We start from the raw sequence: 16,777 nt of genomic DNA, 5'->3' as shown, positions 1-16,777 counted from the left end.
ATCTCTTCTATTGTACTGATATTATAGGGGCATTACAATAGCGGAAGCTATATTCTCTTTAGGAACATCATGCTTTCAAAATGCTTTGTCGAGGGAAAGAAATCAACGAGAAATAGTCTTTCAATTTGATACTCATTTTGCAGATTTTTGATATCTCTTGCGAGTGTCTGTGGATTACAACTAACATAGATAATTCTTGCGGTTTATAATGCTTAGTAAAAAGCTCAAGCTCTTTGAAGCCACTCCTTGGCGGGTCTACCATAAGAAGATCTGGTTGTTTACTTGTCTCAATTTTAAGTAATTCCAGTGAGTTATCTTTGAAAAGATCCACTCTCTTATATCTTTGATGATTATTTCTGAGATTTATAAACTTCTCTGGAGTCGCATCGACTACCAAAGTTTCCATTTCAAGATTTGCAGTGAGATTACCATTTCCTCCAAAGAGGTCGAGGCAAAACTTATTTTTGAATTCTATCTCTTTAAACTTTTATCAATTTGTTTTAACAGCTTTTGATTCATAGGCTCATTGACCTGTGAAAAACCTGAAGAAGCGTATCTTTGATTCGCAACAATATCGACCTTAGAATTGCGGTGGTATATCTCGATGTGGCCTTCTTTTTTACTTTTGTGAGAGTCATCCAATGCTTGTTTTCATAGAGACTAGAAACAGCTCTCTTAACTTCTGGGGCGGGAAGGAGGCAGTTTGGAACCTCTAAAATATTGCGTGTCCCCTGAGAGCGAAACCCAATTTTCTTACTATTTGTAGAGTAGTGAAGTTGAACACGATTCCGGTACGAAAATCTATCATCGGCACTGAGTATTTCTAATTTGTCACTGATTTGAACTCGGTGTTGTCTTTCGAAGATATCGATCATCGATTTGGTTTTAAAATCAATTTCCGAGGCATAATCCATATGAAGGTAGTCACATCCTCCACATTCAGAATAGTGTGGGCAGTCCGGATCAATTCTTAATTCACTTTTTTTATTGAGTTCTACGAGGCTAGCAAAGGAGACTTTCTTCTTAGATGAGTTTATTCTAGCAATTCCTTCTTCACCTGGTAGAGTTTTTGGGATAAATACTATTTCACCGTTTTCTTTACTGACTCCTTGACCTAAAGAGTCAAGTGATTGGACTTTAAACTGGACTGTTTTACTTTTATTATTCTCTTTCATAGGAAAAATCTTACAAATATCTCTTAAGTTAATTTAATAATATCATTAATATATGGCCAAAATTTTACATAAACTTTCATTTCTCTTAGAACTTTTCTTCAATGGAAGTTTTATACTTATATATTCACTTTATACCAATGGAAAAATTCCAGCTACATGGAATGAAAAGTTTATTGGCAATACTCTAGATTTAATCGTTTGGCTGGTTCCAGCAATTATTGGTTTGAGTGTTATTAGTAATATCTTTGAATCAAAAAACCCAGAAGATTATTTAAGAAAATATTCTTTCTCTCTCCTTGTGTTTATTCCGACATTAATTACTTGGGGAGATATGGAATTTACATTCTTACTTGCTGCTGCTCATTTACTTTCTACAGTTCTCTCCCTTTATGATGAGGATGCTATTCCAAAGAAAAAAGATGAAGTAGAGGAAAGTAAGTTTGCAAGCTTGTTGAAACATATTCGTTTAAGCTCAGCTCAGCTCGTTCTTCTTTCTTTCTTAGGTGTAATCCTTTTGGGAACTTTTATTCTTATGCTTCCTGTCTCGGCAGCTGAAGGAAAGACAATTGGATTTGTCGACGCTCTTTTTACGGCAACTTCAGCGACCTGTGTAACGGGTCTTTCAACTTTAAGCTTGAACGAATACTTTAGCGTCTTTGGTCAGGTTGTCGTTCTCGTTCTTATTCAAATAGGTGGTCTCTCGATCATGACTTTATATTCTTCGATGGCAATTTTACTTGGTCGTTCTATGCGGATGAAAGATAGAATCATCATGCAGGATTTACTTGATGTTTCTTCACTAGAAGAGCTCTTTGCCATGATTATCAATATTGTGAAATATACGTTCATTATTGAGTTGTGGGGTGGTGTTGTTCTAACAATCGCATTTACTTTTGAAGGCTTTGAATTTGGAAAGGCACTTTACTATGGTTTCTTTCACAGTATCTCAGCTTTTTGTAATGCTGGTTTTGCTCTTTTTAATAACTCACTTGAAAACTATGCAACGAACCCACTAATTCATGGAACGATCTCTGTTCTGATTATTCTTGGAGGGATTGGATTTATTGCCCTTAAAGAACTTAAGGAGCTAATTAGTCGCGAAAAGACAATCGTTAGGTTGGGGATGCACACAAAGATCGTTCTCATTACAACCGCAGTTCTTATTGTTGGTGGAAGTATTTTTATTTTCTTCGGAGAATTCCTCGGAGCACTGGATGGTTATACGTTATGGGAAAAGATTCAAATTTCGACTTTCCAGTCGGTAACCCTAAGAACAGCAGGATTTAATACAATCCCATTAACTAGCTTAAATAAATACACCCTTTATTTAATGACAATGTTTATGTTCATTGGTGGCTCTCCAGGATCAACTGCTGGTGGGGTTAAGACAACGACTTTAGCAATTCTTGTACAGTCTATTATGTCGACATTAAAGGGTGATAAGAATGTTAGAATGTTGGATCGAACAATTCCGTCACCACTTGTTGTTAGAGCGACGGCGCTAATGTTTATCTCTATTCTAATTACAAGTTTCTTTATTTTCTTAATGATGAAATTAGAACCAGACCAAGATTTTCTAACTCTATTCTTCGAGGCCATTAGTGCTTCAGGGACAGTTGGATTAACGTTAGGGGTAACTCCTTATCTTTCAATGTTTGGAAAACTCGCAATCTCGGCCCTGATGCTTGTTGGTAGAATTGGGCCGTTAACATTAATTCTTGCTATTGGTGAGAGACAAAAAAGCTCAGGTAAATTTGACTATCCAGACGGTCGTATTATGATCGGGTAGAATTTATATATCTGATATTAAAGGAATATTATGCTTGTCGCAGTTATTGGACTAGGTACATTTGGAGCAAAAACGGCAGTTCGTCTCTATGAGAAAGGCGCTGAAGTTATTGCTATTGATAAAAATATTGAGCTCGTTGAGAAGATCAAGGATAGAGTGACACATGCTGTTTCTCTTGATGTTACAGATGAGCGATCACTTCGTTCCGTAAATATTTCCGACGTCGATGTTGCTGTTGTGGCCATTGGTGATCATATTGAAATGAGTATCATGGCCGTATCAATGTTAAGACGTCTTGGGGTAGGTCGAGTTATTGCAAGGGCCACTTCTGGTCTACATGAGCACGTCCTACATGAAATCGGAGCCTCTGAAATCATTAAGGTAGAAGAGGAAATGGGGGAGATTATGGCCTCCAAAATTATTGCTCCACACGTTCTTCAGCGTTATAACTTCGCAGCAGGATACTCTATTGTAGAGATTGAGCTTGGGAAGAAGTTTGAAGGAAAGACTCTTGTTGAGTCGAAAATTAGACAGAATTATTCATTAAATATTGTAGCTCTGCAAAAGAAGGTTCCTTATATTGCAGAGGATGGAAAATCAGCTTATAGAAAGGAAATTAATGATTGCCCGATGCCAATGGACGTTATTGAATCAGATGATATCGTTGTTTTAGTTGGTAGTGAGGCAAACTTTAATAAGCTTTTTGCTGATTTAGCCGAGGGGTAGAGTTTGAATTTATCACTAAGAAATAGAGTCGCAACAAGTTTCTTCCTTGCTGGAATTGTTGTTATTGTTCTCTCTTTCATTATTTTTCACCACCTGAATTCTTTAAACAAAGATATTCAATCGGTTTCTAATAAGTCTAATAGAGCAACAATGTTAACTGATGAGATCAGAATTTCTGTTGTAAGGATTTTGAAAAAGCAAAGAGAAATTCTTGCTAACAAACCGACACCTGAGTTGATCCAAAGTATTTCTAATTCATGCGAAGTTTTTACTTCCCAATTACAGCGACTGGATTCCCTCTACTCAGAGCCTGAAATTAAGAAGAATATTGGTCAAATGCTATCTTATGTCGACTCCTTAAAAGTTGTTCTCGGAAAGGCCTCACTCTTTCACCGGGATAATATTGGGATGACTTCTGTGGGGGAGCTTGCTGATAAGATTCTAGAGTCATTTACAGAGTTTCAATACATTCAATATAGCCAAAATAAGGAAAGAGACAAGAAGATGAAGGAAATCATCAAGGCCACGAAAGGTAAGATGATGACGACTCTTATTAGTGCTTTTCTTTGGATTATTATTCTGGGGCTCGTTATTCCTGGAAAAATTGCACTTCCATTTAAGAAGATTAAAGATGCGATTAGAGAACTGCAAGACTGTAACTTTGATGTTTCCATTTACTACTCTCAAGATGATGAGATTGGAGAAATTGCTCGAGAGATGAATAAAATGATTCACTCATTTAAAATCTTTGAAGAGCTAAGGGCCGATAGGATCCTTGTTGAAAATAGAAAGTTTGATGTTCTCGCGAATATGGTTAAAAGACCTGTTCTTCTTGCTAACGCCAAGGGGGAGTTAATCTATCTTAATAATAAAGTTTACTCACTACTTCAGGTTCAATCAGAAGATTGTATCGGGAAGGTCATGACTGAAACAGTCATTCCTCAATGTATTATTGATACTTATGACTTAGCGATTAAGCGTAGATCAAAAATTGAAAACCAAGAAATTGCCATCGAAAAGAAAGAAGAAAGCGCAAAGAATGAAAAAGAACTTGGTGATAAGATTTCCCATAAAGTTGATATTGAAGGAGAGGGGAATGTCGAAGAAGGTGAGGAAGAAAAACCTGTAGAATATGTCTACCAAGGTTATGCTTCTGTTATCCCAATCCGTGGTAAAGAGTCATCATTGGATTATTATTTGATGGTTATGTCTAAAGAAGTTTATACAGCATAAAAAACTATATACTACAGGGGCTATTTTAGCCCCCTCTTTTGGTATCAAGAAATCATGATAAAAGATCTTTTTTTTCCCGATCGTTCTAAAAAATATCAATATATATTTGGAGGAATTGCGGGGGCTGCAATGGTGGTTCAAGTGGAGCCGCGGCGAGTGAACAAGGTCGATTGACTGTGTTGACGGCGTCAGTAGGTAATTCTCGACCATGTGGCGTTGGATGACAGGAGGAGAAATGAGCATTGAGTTAAAGGCATCATTAATTATAGCTTTTAGTTTGAGTACGTCATTCTTTGTTCTGATAAGTAAAACTTCGCAAGTTGATTTGTTGGGATTAAGAGACCTTTTATTTTTATTTAGTTTGTTTGTATTCATTACTATCTTATGGAGAGGGGTGATCAAGGTTTTTCCCTCTCTTTGTTGTTATGAGATAAAGCAAAATTGGGCATATATTTATCTAAGTGTTGGATTAATTATAATAGTTTCGTCAACAATATTTCGGTTTTTTTCTTAGTCCACTCATTGAAGCAGCTAAGAGAGAGTCAGGAGAAATATATTGTAGGCATTGTTTTCTCTTAGCTAAGTAATACCTTCACTAACAATCGCATGACAAGGACAAGCCGGTTCATGCGTATAACAATAACTTAAAGATGGAACAAGCCCCAAATCCATCAAAATTTCCGCTATTCTAGTTTCACATTAAAATTAATAACCGAGCTTAAGAAATAAAATCGGCTGTTTTAGCACTATCTATTCTTAGTTTACTTTCATCAACAGCGATGGCGGCACAGAAGAAAAAGAATGGGATGATGGATTCTTTACGAGTGATTTTGGTGAGGCTCTAGATGATGCAAGACTTGGATACGAATTAAATAGAGCTGACGTATGTGAAGCCGATCGTTATGAAGAACTAAGAACTGTTCTTGTTGATGACGCGTGATTGAATTTTGCAAGAGAATGTAATTAATATTTAATAAATTCGTCCTCCCCTGGTCTAAGGTTTTTTTATTTGAAGGTGCTGGTCGCACCGCGTATCATCAAAAAAAGACATTGTGCAGTTGGTTAATGGCTCGAAATTTATAGAGGAAGGCCCTTCAAATGTGCTAGAATCCATAAGTTAAATGGAGATATATTTATATGATAGATAGAAAGTACATTCGTAACTTTTCAATTATTGCTCACATTGATCATGGGAAGTCGACTTTAGCTGACAGACTGATCGAAAAAACGGGAGCAATCACTGATCGCGAAAAGAAAGACCGTATTTTAGATAATATGGATCTTGAAAAAGAAAGAGGGATTACGATTAAGGCCCAAACTGTTCGTCTTGAGTATAAAGCGAATAATGGAGAGACTTACTTTCTAAATATCATCGATACTCCAGGTCACGTTGATTTCTCGTACGAGGTATCACGTTCTTTAGCTTCATGTGATGGAGCTTTACTTGTTGTTGATGCTTCTCAGGGAGTAGAGGCACAGACTTTGGCCAATGTTTATATGGCCATTGAAAATGATCTAGAAATTGTTCCTGTCTTAAATAAGATTGATCTTCCACACGCTGAGCCTGAAAAGGTAAAGCAAGAGATTGAAGACATTGTTGGTATTGATGCAATGGATGCAGATGAAGTTTCGGCAAAGTCTGGTCTTGGTGTTGAAGCTCTTCTTGAGACAGTTATTGAGAAAATTCCAGCTCCGACTGGTAATCCTGATAATGATCTTCAAGGACTTATTTTTGATTCTTGGTTTGACCCGTATCAGGGGGTTATTTTCTTATTGAGAATGGTTCAAGGAACTTTAAAAACAAAAGATAAGATATATCTAAAAAATTCTGACCAAGAGTACGAAGTACTCAAGCTCGCTTGCAACACACCATTTTTTACTGAAGTGAAAGAACTTGGTGCAGGTGAAGTTGGGATGGTTATTTGTGGAATTAAGAATATTCGTGACGTTAAGGTTGGTGATACTGTTGTTCATGCTAAGAAGAAAGATACACCAGTTCTTGAAGGTTATGAAGAAGTTAAACCAATGGTCTTCTGTGGAATCTTCCCAGTTGAATCAACTGATTATGAAGTTTTAAAAGATGCTTTAGAAAAGCTTGCTCTAAATGATTCTTCATTTACGTATGAGCCGGAAACTTCTCAGGCCCTAGGTTTTGGATTCCGTTGTGGATTCTTGGGGCTTCTACATATGAATATTATTCAAGAAAGGCTTGAAAGAGAATTTAGTCTTAACTTGATTTCAACGGCGCCTTCTGTTTCTTACAAAGTTCAGCAAACAGATGGAACAATCACTGAAGTTGAGAACCCATCAGAAATGCCTGATGCTGGTAGGATTGAAGAGATCACAGAGCCGGTTGTTAATATTTCAATTCACGTTCCAAATGAGTATGTTGGTAAAATTATCAAACTTTGTGAAGAGAAACGTGGAATTCAGACAGGAATGAATTATATCACAGAAGAAAGAGTTCAGATCATGTACGATCTTCCTCTTAGTGAGATGGTATTTGATTTCTATGATCGCCTTAAGTCGATGACTAAGGGTTATGCTTCAATGGATTATGAGTTTAAAGGTTATGTACCTGCGAAACTTGTAAAAGTTGATATTCTCTTAAATGGTGAAAAGGTTGATGCCCTCTCTATCATTTGTCACAATGACAATGCTTACTATAAAGGGCGTGATCTTGTTGGGCGTTTGAGAAAAATTATCGATAGACAGCAATTTGATATTGCCATCCAAGCAGCGATTGGTGCTAAAATTGTAGCTAGAGAAACTGTAAAGGCCCTGAGAAAGAACGTACTTGCCAAGTGTTATGGTGGTGACGTCTCTCGTAAAAGAAAACTTCTAGAGAAACAGAAAGAAGGTAAGAAGAGAATGAAGATGGTTGGTTCCGTTGAAGTTCCTCAAGAGGCTTTCTTGGCAGTTCTCTCTGTTGATGATGAATAGAATATAAAAGGATTTGTAGGTTAAGCATGGATAAGCTTTTCTCTGTTTTAGATACAGCAATGGATAAGTACTCTTCTCAAGATCATCTTGAGAATATCTTAGCAGCAAAAGAAGAATATTTTGAATTAACGGGAAATCTTTCAGATGTCGATGAGGACTATGAAAGTCGTATGAATGGTTTTAATTACTGGTACCTAACTCAAAGAGGTAGCGAGCAAGGTGAGACCCTCATTCAAAGCTTTCTTGGTCAAGAAGAGCTATCAGATGATCTTAAAGAAGCTATTCTCAATATCAATCACTCTCTATTCGAATATAAAGGCTTAAGCTTTACAAAGAAGCACACTTTTAAAGATATCCTTCACGATAAGAAGTTTCACATACCTCGCGATAAGTTCCATCTTCAGTTAATAAAAGATGATATTTTTATTGCGAGAACTATTGAAGTTGAAAATGAAGTTTTTCTTCTCAATGACATTTCTGTACTACCTCAAGACATTCGCTCTATCTTAGTGAAAGAATCGAAGAAGGTTAGGAAACTTCAAGATAAGAATAGAGACCTACAATTTCTTATGGCCGTTGAAAAGCTTAAGACTAAGTGGCGTCGTTATGGTCACATTGATCCAAAGAAAATTTTTAAGTTCGACTTCTAGGTTATGCCTCTTTAGTCGCTTCAGAGTGCTCAAAGGACTCAGCTTCTTTCACACTATGTTTCTTACCTATGAGTAGATATGGGATAACTCCGAGTAAGTTCATCATAAGCATCGAAAGAAAGTAGAGGTTAAAAAGTGAAGCACCTCCACTAACTCCAACAAGTGCAAAGAGCTTATCAAAAACGGCATGGCCAACTCCAGCTCCAGCAGGAGCTATTGGAATAGCTGTTGCCAGAAGTCCTATAGGAATGAATCCATAGGCCTGACCAAGAGTGATTTCTTTTCCATAGAAAGGACTTGTTAACATCCAAAATCCAAGAATATTGAAAAACTGAGTAAAAATACTTAGTCCTAAACATGTGAGAGTTGTTTTCTTATTCTTTCCAAATAGCCAAACTTGCTCGAAGGTATTAGCGACTTTTTCTCCTAAAACAGGAACAAATTTTATGAGATTGAGCACAACTTCTTGAAGCTTCTTTGGTAGAAAAAGACATGTGATAAAGAAGCAACTTCCTGCAAAAAGGAGGAAGTTCGTGTGAAGCAAGATCTTTACGTCAGCAGACTTGGCAATCAAGCTTTGGTAGTTATAGGCCGAGATGACTCCTGTTAGGAAGAGAAGTCCACAAAGTCCGAAAACTCTATCCATAACAACTGAAGTTAATAAGAATGTCTTAGAAAATTTTTTATCAATATCTTTAACATAGAGAAGCTTAAGTACATCACCAGTCACAACTCCAGGTAAGAATGTACTAAAAAAGAGACCAATCCAGTTGATTGGAAAGATCTTTTTAAAGCTAAGTTTCCTTGAGGCTTTTACCTCTAAAATAAACTTCCATCTCAATGAAGTAAGAGTTATTGAGAGAAGAATAAAGAAGAGCCCCCATGAAAGATTACTTCCCGAATTCAGTAGATCGTTCATTAATTTAAAATCAAGCTTCCCACTTGAGACGAGCCAAAATAGGATTCCAACAGCAAAAAAAATCTTGAATGACGCAGCGATCATCGAAAAAAATTCCCTTTAAAAAGACTTAAAACTTAGATTGTATGGTGGTATTGTAGAAGGACTTTAACCGTTATTAAAGGATTAAAATGAAAATTTCTGTTATTGGAACTGGATATGTTGGCCTAGTTAGTGGAACTTGCTTTGCTGAGATAGGGCACGAAGTAACTTGTATCGATATTGATGAGAATAAAGTTGCGATGCTTAAAGATGGAAAATCTCCAATCTATGAACCGGGATTAAATGATCTTCTTGATAGAAATATTGCTTCTGGAAGACTTCATTTTTCAACTGGACTTGAATCGATAAAAGATTCGAAATCTATCTTTCTTGCTGTTGGAACACCTTCTGGAGATGATGGAAGTGCCGACCTGACTTATTTATTTAAGGCCGCGGAAGATGTTGCTGAAAATATCTCTGATGATGCCATTATCGTCATCAAGTCAACTGTTCCGGTGGGAACATGCAATAAGGTTAGAGAAATTGTTCAAAACAAAACGAATAAGCGTTTTCATATCGTAAACAACCCAGAATTTTTAAAAGAAGGTTCTGCGATTGAAGACTTTATGAGACCAGATAGAGTTGTCATTGGTCATCAAGATGATCATGCGGCAGATGCTATGGCCGAACTATATGAGCCATTAGTGAAGCAAGGAAATCCTATCTATATGATGTCGAACTTATCGGCTGAGATGACGAAATATGCAGGAAACTGTTTTCTTGCAACTAAGATTTCTTTCATCAATGATGTCGCAAAGCTTTGTGACATTGTGGGTGCTGATATTAATGAAGTAAGACAAGGTATTTCTAGTGACCAGAGAATTGGTAAGCATTTCTTATATCCAGGTCCAGGTTACGGTGGAAGTTGTTTTCCAAAAGATGTTAAGGCCCTCATTTATACAGCTAAAGAACATGGGACAAACTTAAGAATTGTTGAAGCTACAGAAGATGTAAATGCGGATCAAAAAGTCTATATGTTTGAGAAGATCAAGAAACACTACGGTAATGATCTGAAAGGAAAGAACTTTGCTTTTTGGGGAGCTGCTTTTAAGGCCAATACTGACGATGTTAGAGAGTCTCCAGCGATTAAGATGGCAGAGTGTTTAATCGATGCTGGTGCTACAGTTTCATTCTTTGATCCTGTCGCGGCAGAAAACTATCTCAAAGTAATGGGGGAGAAATATTCTTCTTCACTAAAATCATTTACTAATAAGTATGACTGTTTGAATGAAGCAGACGCACTAGTAACTATGACAGAGTGGAGAGAGTTTAGTTTCCCTGATTTTGAGGAGATTAAGTCTCGTCTTAAATCACCTGTTATTTTTGATGGAAGAAACCTTTTTAAAACTTCAAAGGTAAAAGAATTAGGTTTCACTTATTACGCCATTGGAAAGAGGATTTAATTGAATAAGCTAAAAATAGCTATCATACAATTAACATCATCACTCGATTACAAATCGAATCTAGAGAAAATTCAAAAATTTATATCTAGTGCAAAGGGAGAAGGGGCTCAGGCCATCTTTCTCCCTGAGTGCTTTTACTCACTTTCTAACGGAAAAGAACCAAGCCCATTTCTCGTAAACGAAAGTAATGAACACTTCGAAAATATAAGAAAACTAGCCGTTGAAAATAATGTCTACCTAATTGGTGGCTCTGTTGCTTACCAAAGTGAGGCGGGGGTTCTAAATAGGGCCTTAAATTTTTCTCCGACAGGAGATCTTATTGGCCACTATGATAAGATCAATCTCTTCTCATGTGATATTAAATCAAAAGATGGGACGCGAAAAAAAGTTGATGAAGGAATCATATATACTTCTGGATCAACTCCAAAAATTATTGAAGTTGAAGGTTTTAAGATTGGTTTGGCCATTTGCTTTGATCTTAGGTTTTCGAACTTACTTCTCCACTATTTTAGAAATAAGGTCGATATTCTAACTTTCCCAGCAGCATTTACTGTCCCTACTGGCCGAGCTCATTGGCATACCATGCTAAGAGCAAGAGCTATTGAAGGACAATGCTATGTGCTCGCGGCTGCTCAGTGTGGGGAAAATCACCCTAATATTCGAACTTTTGGTCACTCCTTAGCAGTAAATCCTTGGGGTGAGGTTATGGGTGATGCCGGTGAAAACGAAGGCTACATCATTGCAGAGCTTAGCAAGGAAGATTTGCAAGAGTATCGTAGTCGAATGAATCTCGATGAGTCTGTAAACTATTAAAATTACTTATTTGTTAGCAAGAATTTCTCGGTTTTTCTGAATTTTATCCGATAAGGGTATAAAATAGAAAGAGAAAGGAGAAACTATGGAAGTCTATTTTCTTGCAGGAGTTTTAGCCTTGGCCATCGGTGGCGGTATGATTTATTCGTTCTTAAACTATGTGGATAGAGAGGATGGATACAATAAAGATGACCATATTGATGTTCTTCCCCATGAGAATAATTTCAATCACAGGGAAGCTGAACTAGACGAGGAAAAGCACTCTGCCTAGCTAAATTCAATTACATGAATGGGTTCTCACCCTTATCGTGTTCAGTTAGATCGACAACTTCTTCGATGTCTGGGAAAGTTTGTTGAATGAGCCTTTGGATACCATCTTTTACGGTTGCCGAAGAACTTGAACAACCTTGGCACCCACCTTGAAGCTTAATAAAGAGCTTATTATTATCCACGTCGACAACTTCAACGTTTCCACCGTGAGCAGCTAGGGCAGGTCTTACTTGTTCATCTAGGATCGACTCGATTTTTCTGATCATAAACTTCCCTTATTTGTTTATTTCCTAATTTATATTATACTCTAAAGTTGGGACTATGAATATAATCATATGAATGAATTGTCTAGGAAAGCCAGATGAACGTGTTAGTTGTTGATGATGAAAAAGAACTTCTTGATTTAATGGAAGAGGAGATTGAAGCCCGATTTATGTGTCGTGTTGATACGGCAACGAATGGACTTGATGCTTTTATTCTTTGCCAGAAAACAGCTTATGATCTCATTATCTCAGATCATGAAATGCCAATTATGAAAGGTTCTGCACTCATCATCGGCATAAGAACAAGAGAAAACCTTAATCAGAAAACTCCTATTTTTATGGTAACGGCATTTTCTACAGATGGCCTAGAGAGCTTGCCTGAGCTTGAAGGGGTCACGTTCTTTAAAAAGCCATTTAGAATGAATGACTTTATGAAGGCCGCAGGAAAAATCCTCGCTTAATCCATAAGTTGATTAAGATATCCTAAGAGAGAGAAGGATGCGATTTCTACTCTAAGTATCGATGGACTTATTTTAATTTCTTTAAAACCTTTGCTCTTAAAGATTTCTACTTCATCTTCTGTCCAACCTCTTTCTGGACCAATTGCGAATAAACTAATCTCGTTAATATCGAGATCAATATCTTTAATATGAGATTCTCCATAGGGAGAGAGGATGAATTTTTGTTCAGTTTCCGGAAGTTCTAGTTGATTGAGGTATTCCTTAACTTCAACTTTAGGCTCCTTAAAAAATACAGCACTCTGAGACAGTCCTAAGCGCGTAAATTCCGAAGGGTTGTCACCTTTTAAGAGTTTGGATTGAAGATAGCTCTTCTCAGAAAGAGCCGCTTTAAATATGTGAAAGTTTTGAAGACCGAGAGACGAGCCGTGCTCAAAGAGCTTCTTCATTGTCGGAGGCCTTGATGCTCCAATGACAAAATGAATTGGAAAACTCTTTCCTTGAATCTCCGAGACGATTTCTAATTGTATAAAGGGGCTTACTTGGATAACTCTGCATTTCGCAAGGCCTTTATTTAAAATAGTGGCCTTGAGTTCATCACCAATTGCAACTTTAACAATATCTCTAAGGTGAGATGAAGAAGATTCTGAAAGTTGATAAACTTTTTCAGAGATCAATTCATTTTCTGTCATTATAACTGAATTCATATTAGTAGTTCCGGTAACTTACTTTAATTTCACTTTCTCAGCTTTTGCATATGTAGAGATATGAAGTTTAAAACAGCTTTGACAGAGATAGTCAAGAAACCACAGACATTTACATTATTTACTGCGCCAATGGGGTGGGGAAAAACACGCTATATTTGGGAATTACTTGAAAGTGAAAAGAAGCTAATTCTCTTTTCTCCGTTGCGCTCAGTTGTCGATGAGCTCACTCAGAGAGACTTTGTCGTAGCTTGTGAGAGGTCAAATTTCGATAGTAGCTTAAAGCGCTTTATTAGTATGGATAAAGCTATTCTCGTTACGACAGTAGAGTCATTTCCTTGGGAGTACTTGGAGTACCTCTTGGAGAAGACTGATCCTATTTGCGTACTTGATGAATTTCATCTCTTCTATGAGTGGGGGCAAAGCTTTAGGCCAAAACTTTATGAGTCCTATCGACTGTTACTTCAAACTGGTGTGAGAATTCTTGGCTTAAGTGCAACAATTGAAAAAGAACACTTGAATGAATTAGAAGTAGATATAGGGCTTAGTGGCCACTCATCTTTCTTCGTGAATATTGGTAATTTTCAATTACAGAGAGAGCCTAAGAATGTGATTAGAATTTCTTCTGATCAGTTGATTAATCAGAAACTTCTCTTTTATTGTCACACCTTTAAAGAAGGAAGATTGCTTGTCTTTGTTAGAACTCGTGAGCAGGGGAGAAGTCTAAAGAGATTTCTTCTCAGCCGAGGGATATCATGCTCACTTTGCTTGGGGGGAGAGGTTAGCGATTTTATGAAGAATGAATATATTGAAAAGAAGAGAGTTGTGATATCGACCAGTGCTCTAAGTCATGGAGTGAACTTGGAAAATATTCGTCGAGTTTTTCTGACATATGAACCGACGAAATACTTGACGTCTCAAATGATAGGGCGGGGAGGTCGATTTGGAGAGTCATTCAATGTTTATATGTTGGCAAATAAGAGTGGACGTTTTAGTGTATTAAATAATCTCAAAGAAAAGATTCAGTTACTATATTATCAATTCCTGAATCAATCGATAGGTCTGTGGATTTGCTAAGATGAGCCAAGTTGAAGGTATACTAATTAATAAAATTCCTTATCAAGATAAGCACTTGATCGGGCACCTTCTTCTAAGAAATGGCATGAAGCTTACGGTAATGTTCTTTGGCGGACAGGGGGGAGGAAAGAAGAGTAAGAGTTCAATTTTACAAATAGGCTATCTCTTTAAAGTGACTCTTTCACAATCACGAAAGTCTAGTTTTGAAATGCTTAATGCTAAAGAGTATTCGGAAAAATGGTTTCATAAGTCACTTGCTCTCCACCCAAAGGCATTCTACCTACTTTGTTTCTTCTGTGAGTTCGTTGAAAAGTTTTCTCCTCGTGTTTCAGAATACGATGATCTGGATTTAGATGACACTCTTCATGGTGGATTATTTAGAATTCTAAGTAATGGGATCTTTCAGTTAGAGAGGGCCGTTGCTGAAGAGAGCTTTAATCATGAAATGCAAACTCTTTACTTTTTTAGCAAAAAGCTCTCGTAGAATTAGGAATCTTCCCCCGAACTGAGGCCTGTGCTATTTCTGGTAGTAAAATCACAGATAATTCAGATGTCAGTCTCTTGTCTGAAAGTGGGGGATTTGCATTCAATTCGATGCTTTCTCCTGAGGTGCAAAGACAGAATATTGATGGGCACGGAAAAGTAACACGAAGAGCAATACTTGAGATAGCAAAAGCTAAATATGGTGAAATTCAGTCTTTTGAGGGAATGAATATTAATTGTTGTAAGGATTTAATGGAATATATTTGCTTTCAACAGAATATCCATCGTCAAGATTTCAAGACTTCTTCGATGATTTTATAGTCCCTTATTCTTTGTTATAGTAGGGTGTTTAGGGTATTATTGCCATTATGTGGCATTTACTTAAAAATTATTTATATCCCTATATTCATCCTTATAGATACAGAGTTTTCTGTGCAATTATTCTTTCATTTATTTTAGCATCACTTGGTGCTGCAAATGTCAGGCTTATTCAACTTATTTTTGATGAAGGGATCAGTGCCAATTCTAATTTCAATGATATTTTAAAATTAGCTGGGCTCTTACTTGGAATCAATCTTATTAATTTTCCATGCCGCTTCTTTCACTTTTATTGGATTCGATTTGTTGTCTTAAAGGCCACATGTGCTATTCAAGAAGACCTATTTAAGAAAATTCAAAAGATGCCAGTTAGTTATTTCACTCAAAGCAAGCAGGGAAATATCATTTCTATATTAGTTAATGATACTCATATTTTCTCTAGTGGTTTTCGTGCCAGTATTGATCTTCTGCGTGAGCCTCTTAAGGCCATGGCCTTTCTTGGAATGGCATTCTATTACGATTGGCAATTAACTTTTGTTATCTTTGTTGTCGCTCCATTCTTAGTAGCTATTTTTGGAGTCAGTGGAAAGAAGTTAAAAATAACCAAGGTAATGTTCAGCGTGAGCATGCTGAATTAACTCATAATATCTCAGAGGGGATTAGTGGTCAGAAGTTAACTAAGGCCTTTAATCTTCAAGAGTATGTTGTAGGAAGATTTAGAAAGTCCCAAGGGAAGTTCTTTAATGCTCAAATGGGAACAACTTTTGTAGAGGAGATTGCCCACCCTTTGGTTGAGGTTGTTGGAGCGATGGCCTTTGCTGGAGTTATTGTTTTTGCTCATCACAGGGTGGTTGAGGCCGGCCTAACGAAAGGGGCTTTTGTTGGTTTTGTTGCTGCTTTAGCGATGTTTATGGACCCGATGAGAAAGTTCTCTCAAGCCAATGTTAAGTTGTCGCAAGCCAGAGCTGCAGCCGAGAGAATCTTTGGCCTATTAAATGCAGAGGAAGAAGTTGATAAAGGTGAATCAAAAATTCTTAAACTAGAAGATAAGATTATTGTAAAAGATTTGAATTTCTCTTATGGGAATAATCAGGTTCTTAAAAATCTATCTCTCGAGATTCCTAAGGGGAAGAAAGTTGCTCTAGTTGGTCTTTCGGGCTCTGGGAAGTCGACACTAATTAATCTCCTTCTCGGTCTTTATCCTATTGAAAAAGGAAAGATTACAATTGATGGAAAGGACTTAACGGATATCAAACTTGGTTCATTAAGAGATCTCTTTGGGCTTGTTTCACAAGATATCTTTCTCTTTCATGACTCTATTATTGAAAACTTGAATTAGGTGGAGAGTTTTCAGAAGAAGAAATTCGTCATGCTTTAAATGTTGCTTATGCTTCAGAGTACATCGATGACTTACCAGAGCAAGCAGATACTATCGTTGGAGATAGAGGGGCGAGACTTTCTGGGGGGCAACA

Annotated in this window: 18 protein-coding genes and 1 pseudogene; 14 read left to right on the top strand and 5 right to left on the bottom strand. The window is 37.0% G+C overall.

Features of this window, described 5'->3' with window-relative positions; all coding sequences use genetic code 11:
- Nucleotides 1-47: 47 nt before the first annotated feature.
- Both M901_RS18300 and M901_RS01755 read right to left on the bottom strand, forming a co-directional pair.
- Nucleotides 48-191: a hypothetical protein gene (locus M901_RS18300; protein ID WP_369793742.1), complete on the bottom strand. Its 144-nt coding sequence runs from the start codon at nucleotides 189-191 to the stop codon at nucleotides 48-50.
- Between the two features lie 324 nt (nucleotides 192-515).
- Entirely contained in the window at nucleotides 516-1,175 is a 660-nt protein-coding gene (locus M901_RS01755; protein ID WP_021276441.1) for a hypothetical protein, read from the bottom strand.
- 52 nt (nucleotides 1,176-1,227) lie between these two features.
- Here M901_RS01755 and M901_RS01750 point away from each other — a divergent pair, with 52 nt between their 5' ends.
- The 5 genes from M901_RS01750 (at nucleotide 1,228) to M901_RS01725 (ending at nucleotide 8,516) form a co-directional block, all read left to right on the top strand.
- Nucleotides 1,228-2,964: a TrkH family potassium uptake protein gene (locus tag M901_RS01750; RefSeq protein ID WP_021276426.1), complete on the top strand. Its 1,737-nt coding sequence runs from the start codon at nucleotides 1,228-1,230 to the stop codon at nucleotides 2,962-2,964.
- Between the two features lie 30 nt (nucleotides 2,965-2,994).
- On the top strand, nucleotides 2,995-3,690 hold the full coding sequence (locus M901_RS01745) for a TrkA family potassium uptake protein (protein ID WP_021276429.1): 696 nt from the start codon (nucleotides 2,995-2,997) through the stop codon (nucleotides 3,688-3,690).
- Nucleotides 3,691-3,693: 3 nt separating this feature from the next.
- Nucleotides 3,694-4,923 carry a HAMP domain-containing protein gene (locus M901_RS01740; protein ID WP_021276424.1) on the top strand — a complete coding sequence of 410 codons (1,230 nt, stop codon included), beginning with the start codon at nucleotides 3,694-3,696 and terminating at the stop codon, nucleotides 4,921-4,923.
- A 1,137-nt stretch (nucleotides 4,924-6,060) separates the two neighbouring features.
- Nucleotides 6,061-7,866 carry a translation elongation factor 4 gene (gene lepA, locus M901_RS01730; RefSeq protein ID WP_021276439.1) on the top strand — a complete coding sequence of 602 codons (1,806 nt, stop codon included), beginning with the start codon at nucleotides 6,061-6,063 and terminating at the stop codon, nucleotides 7,864-7,866.
- 26 nt (nucleotides 7,867-7,892) lie between these two features.
- A complete protein-coding gene (locus M901_RS01725) occupies nucleotides 7,893-8,516 on the top strand; it encodes a hypothetical protein (RefSeq protein ID WP_021276438.1) in 624 nt (207 codons plus the stop codon).
- A 1-nt stretch (nucleotide 8,517) separates the two neighbouring features.
- On the opposite strand, the gene M901_RS01720 is transcribed toward M901_RS01725, so the two are convergent.
- Nucleotides 8,518-9,519: a lysylphosphatidylglycerol synthase transmembrane domain-containing protein gene (locus M901_RS01720; protein ID WP_021276430.1), complete on the bottom strand. Its 1,002-nt coding sequence runs from the start codon at nucleotides 9,517-9,519 to the stop codon at nucleotides 8,518-8,520.
- A gap of 86 nt (nucleotides 9,520-9,605) precedes the next feature.
- Here M901_RS01720 and M901_RS01715 point away from each other — a divergent pair, with 86 nt between their 5' ends.
- The 3 genes from M901_RS01715 to M901_RS01705 all read left to right on the top strand — a co-directional run bounded on the left by M901_RS01715 (nucleotide 9,606) and on the right by M901_RS01705 (nucleotide 12,003).
- A complete protein-coding gene (locus tag M901_RS01715; RefSeq protein WP_021276433.1) occupies nucleotides 9,606-10,919 on the top strand; it encodes a UDP-glucose/GDP-mannose dehydrogenase family protein in 1,314 nt (437 codons plus the stop codon).
- Nucleotides 10,920-11,732, top strand: a complete 813-nt coding sequence (locus tag M901_RS01710; protein ID WP_021276435.1) for a nitrilase-related carbon-nitrogen hydrolase — start codon at nucleotides 10,920-10,922, stop codon at nucleotides 11,730-11,732.
- Nucleotides 11,733-11,817: 85 nt separating this feature from the next.
- Nucleotides 11,818-12,003 carry a hypothetical protein gene (locus M901_RS01705; RefSeq protein WP_021276427.1) on the top strand — a complete coding sequence of 62 codons (186 nt, stop codon included), beginning with the start codon at nucleotides 11,818-11,820 and terminating at the stop codon, nucleotides 12,001-12,003.
- A 10-nt stretch (nucleotides 12,004-12,013) separates the two neighbouring features.
- On the opposite strand, the gene M901_RS01700 is transcribed toward M901_RS01705, so the two are convergent.
- The gene (locus tag M901_RS01700) at nucleotides 12,014-12,268 is read right to left on the bottom strand and encodes a NifU family protein (RefSeq protein WP_021276425.1); all 255 of its coding nucleotides are present in this window, start codon (nucleotides 12,266-12,268) and stop codon (nucleotides 12,014-12,016) included.
- A 95-nt stretch (nucleotides 12,269-12,363) separates the two neighbouring features.
- Here M901_RS01700 and M901_RS01695 point away from each other — a divergent pair, with 95 nt between their 5' ends.
- Nucleotides 12,364-12,726 (top strand): response regulator, encoded by a 363-nt coding sequence (locus M901_RS01695; RefSeq protein ID WP_034719529.1) that lies wholly within the window; start codon nucleotides 12,364-12,366, stop codon nucleotides 12,724-12,726.
- Here the strand turns inward: M901_RS01695 and M901_RS01690 are convergent.
- Nucleotides 12,723-13,430 carry an RsmE family RNA methyltransferase gene (locus M901_RS01690; RefSeq protein WP_034719527.1) on the bottom strand — a complete coding sequence of 236 codons (708 nt, stop codon included), beginning with the start codon at nucleotides 13,428-13,430 and terminating at the stop codon, nucleotides 12,723-12,725. The two genes, M901_RS01695 and M901_RS01690, sit on opposite strands and share 4 nt — an antisense overlap.
- A gap of 60 nt (nucleotides 13,431-13,490) precedes the next feature.
- Here M901_RS01690 and M901_RS01685 point away from each other — a divergent pair, with 60 nt between their 5' ends.
- The 5 genes and pseudogenes from M901_RS01685 (at nucleotide 13,491) to M901_RS18295 (ending at nucleotide 16,644) form a co-directional block, all read left to right on the top strand.
- On the top strand, nucleotides 13,491-14,504 hold the full coding sequence (locus M901_RS01685; protein ID WP_021276440.1) for a DEAD/DEAH box helicase: 1,014 nt from the start codon (nucleotides 13,491-13,493) through the stop codon (nucleotides 14,502-14,504).
- Nucleotide 14,505: 1 nt separating this feature from the next.
- Complete coding sequence (locus M901_RS01680) at nucleotides 14,506-14,988, top strand: hypothetical protein (RefSeq protein ID WP_034719524.1); 483 nt, start codon at nucleotides 14,506-14,508, stop codon at nucleotides 14,986-14,988.
- 77 nt (nucleotides 14,989-15,065) lie between these two features.
- Entirely contained in the window at nucleotides 15,066-15,308 is a 243-nt protein-coding gene (locus M901_RS01675; protein WP_157679760.1) for a hypothetical protein, read from the top strand.
- Between the two features lie 47 nt (nucleotides 15,309-15,355).
- Nucleotides 15,356-16,167: pseudogene (locus M901_RS01670) on the top strand (ABC transporter transmembrane domain-containing protein); the annotation flags it as partial.
- Between the two features lie 42 nt (nucleotides 16,168-16,209).
- Nucleotides 16,210-16,644, top strand: a complete 435-nt coding sequence (locus M901_RS18295; RefSeq protein ID WP_369793741.1) for an ATP-binding cassette domain-containing protein — start codon at nucleotides 16,210-16,212, stop codon at nucleotides 16,642-16,644.
- Nucleotides 16,645-16,777: the final 133 nt, after the last annotated feature.

The organism is Bacteriovorax sp. DB6_IX (assembly GCF_000447775.1).
Taxonomy (GTDB): Bacteria; Bdellovibrionota; Bacteriovoracia; order Bacteriovoracales; family Bacteriovoracaceae; genus Halobacteriovorax_A.
Note: the sequence above shows the minus strand (reverse complement) of the source record. Positions and strands in the feature narration are given on the sequence as shown.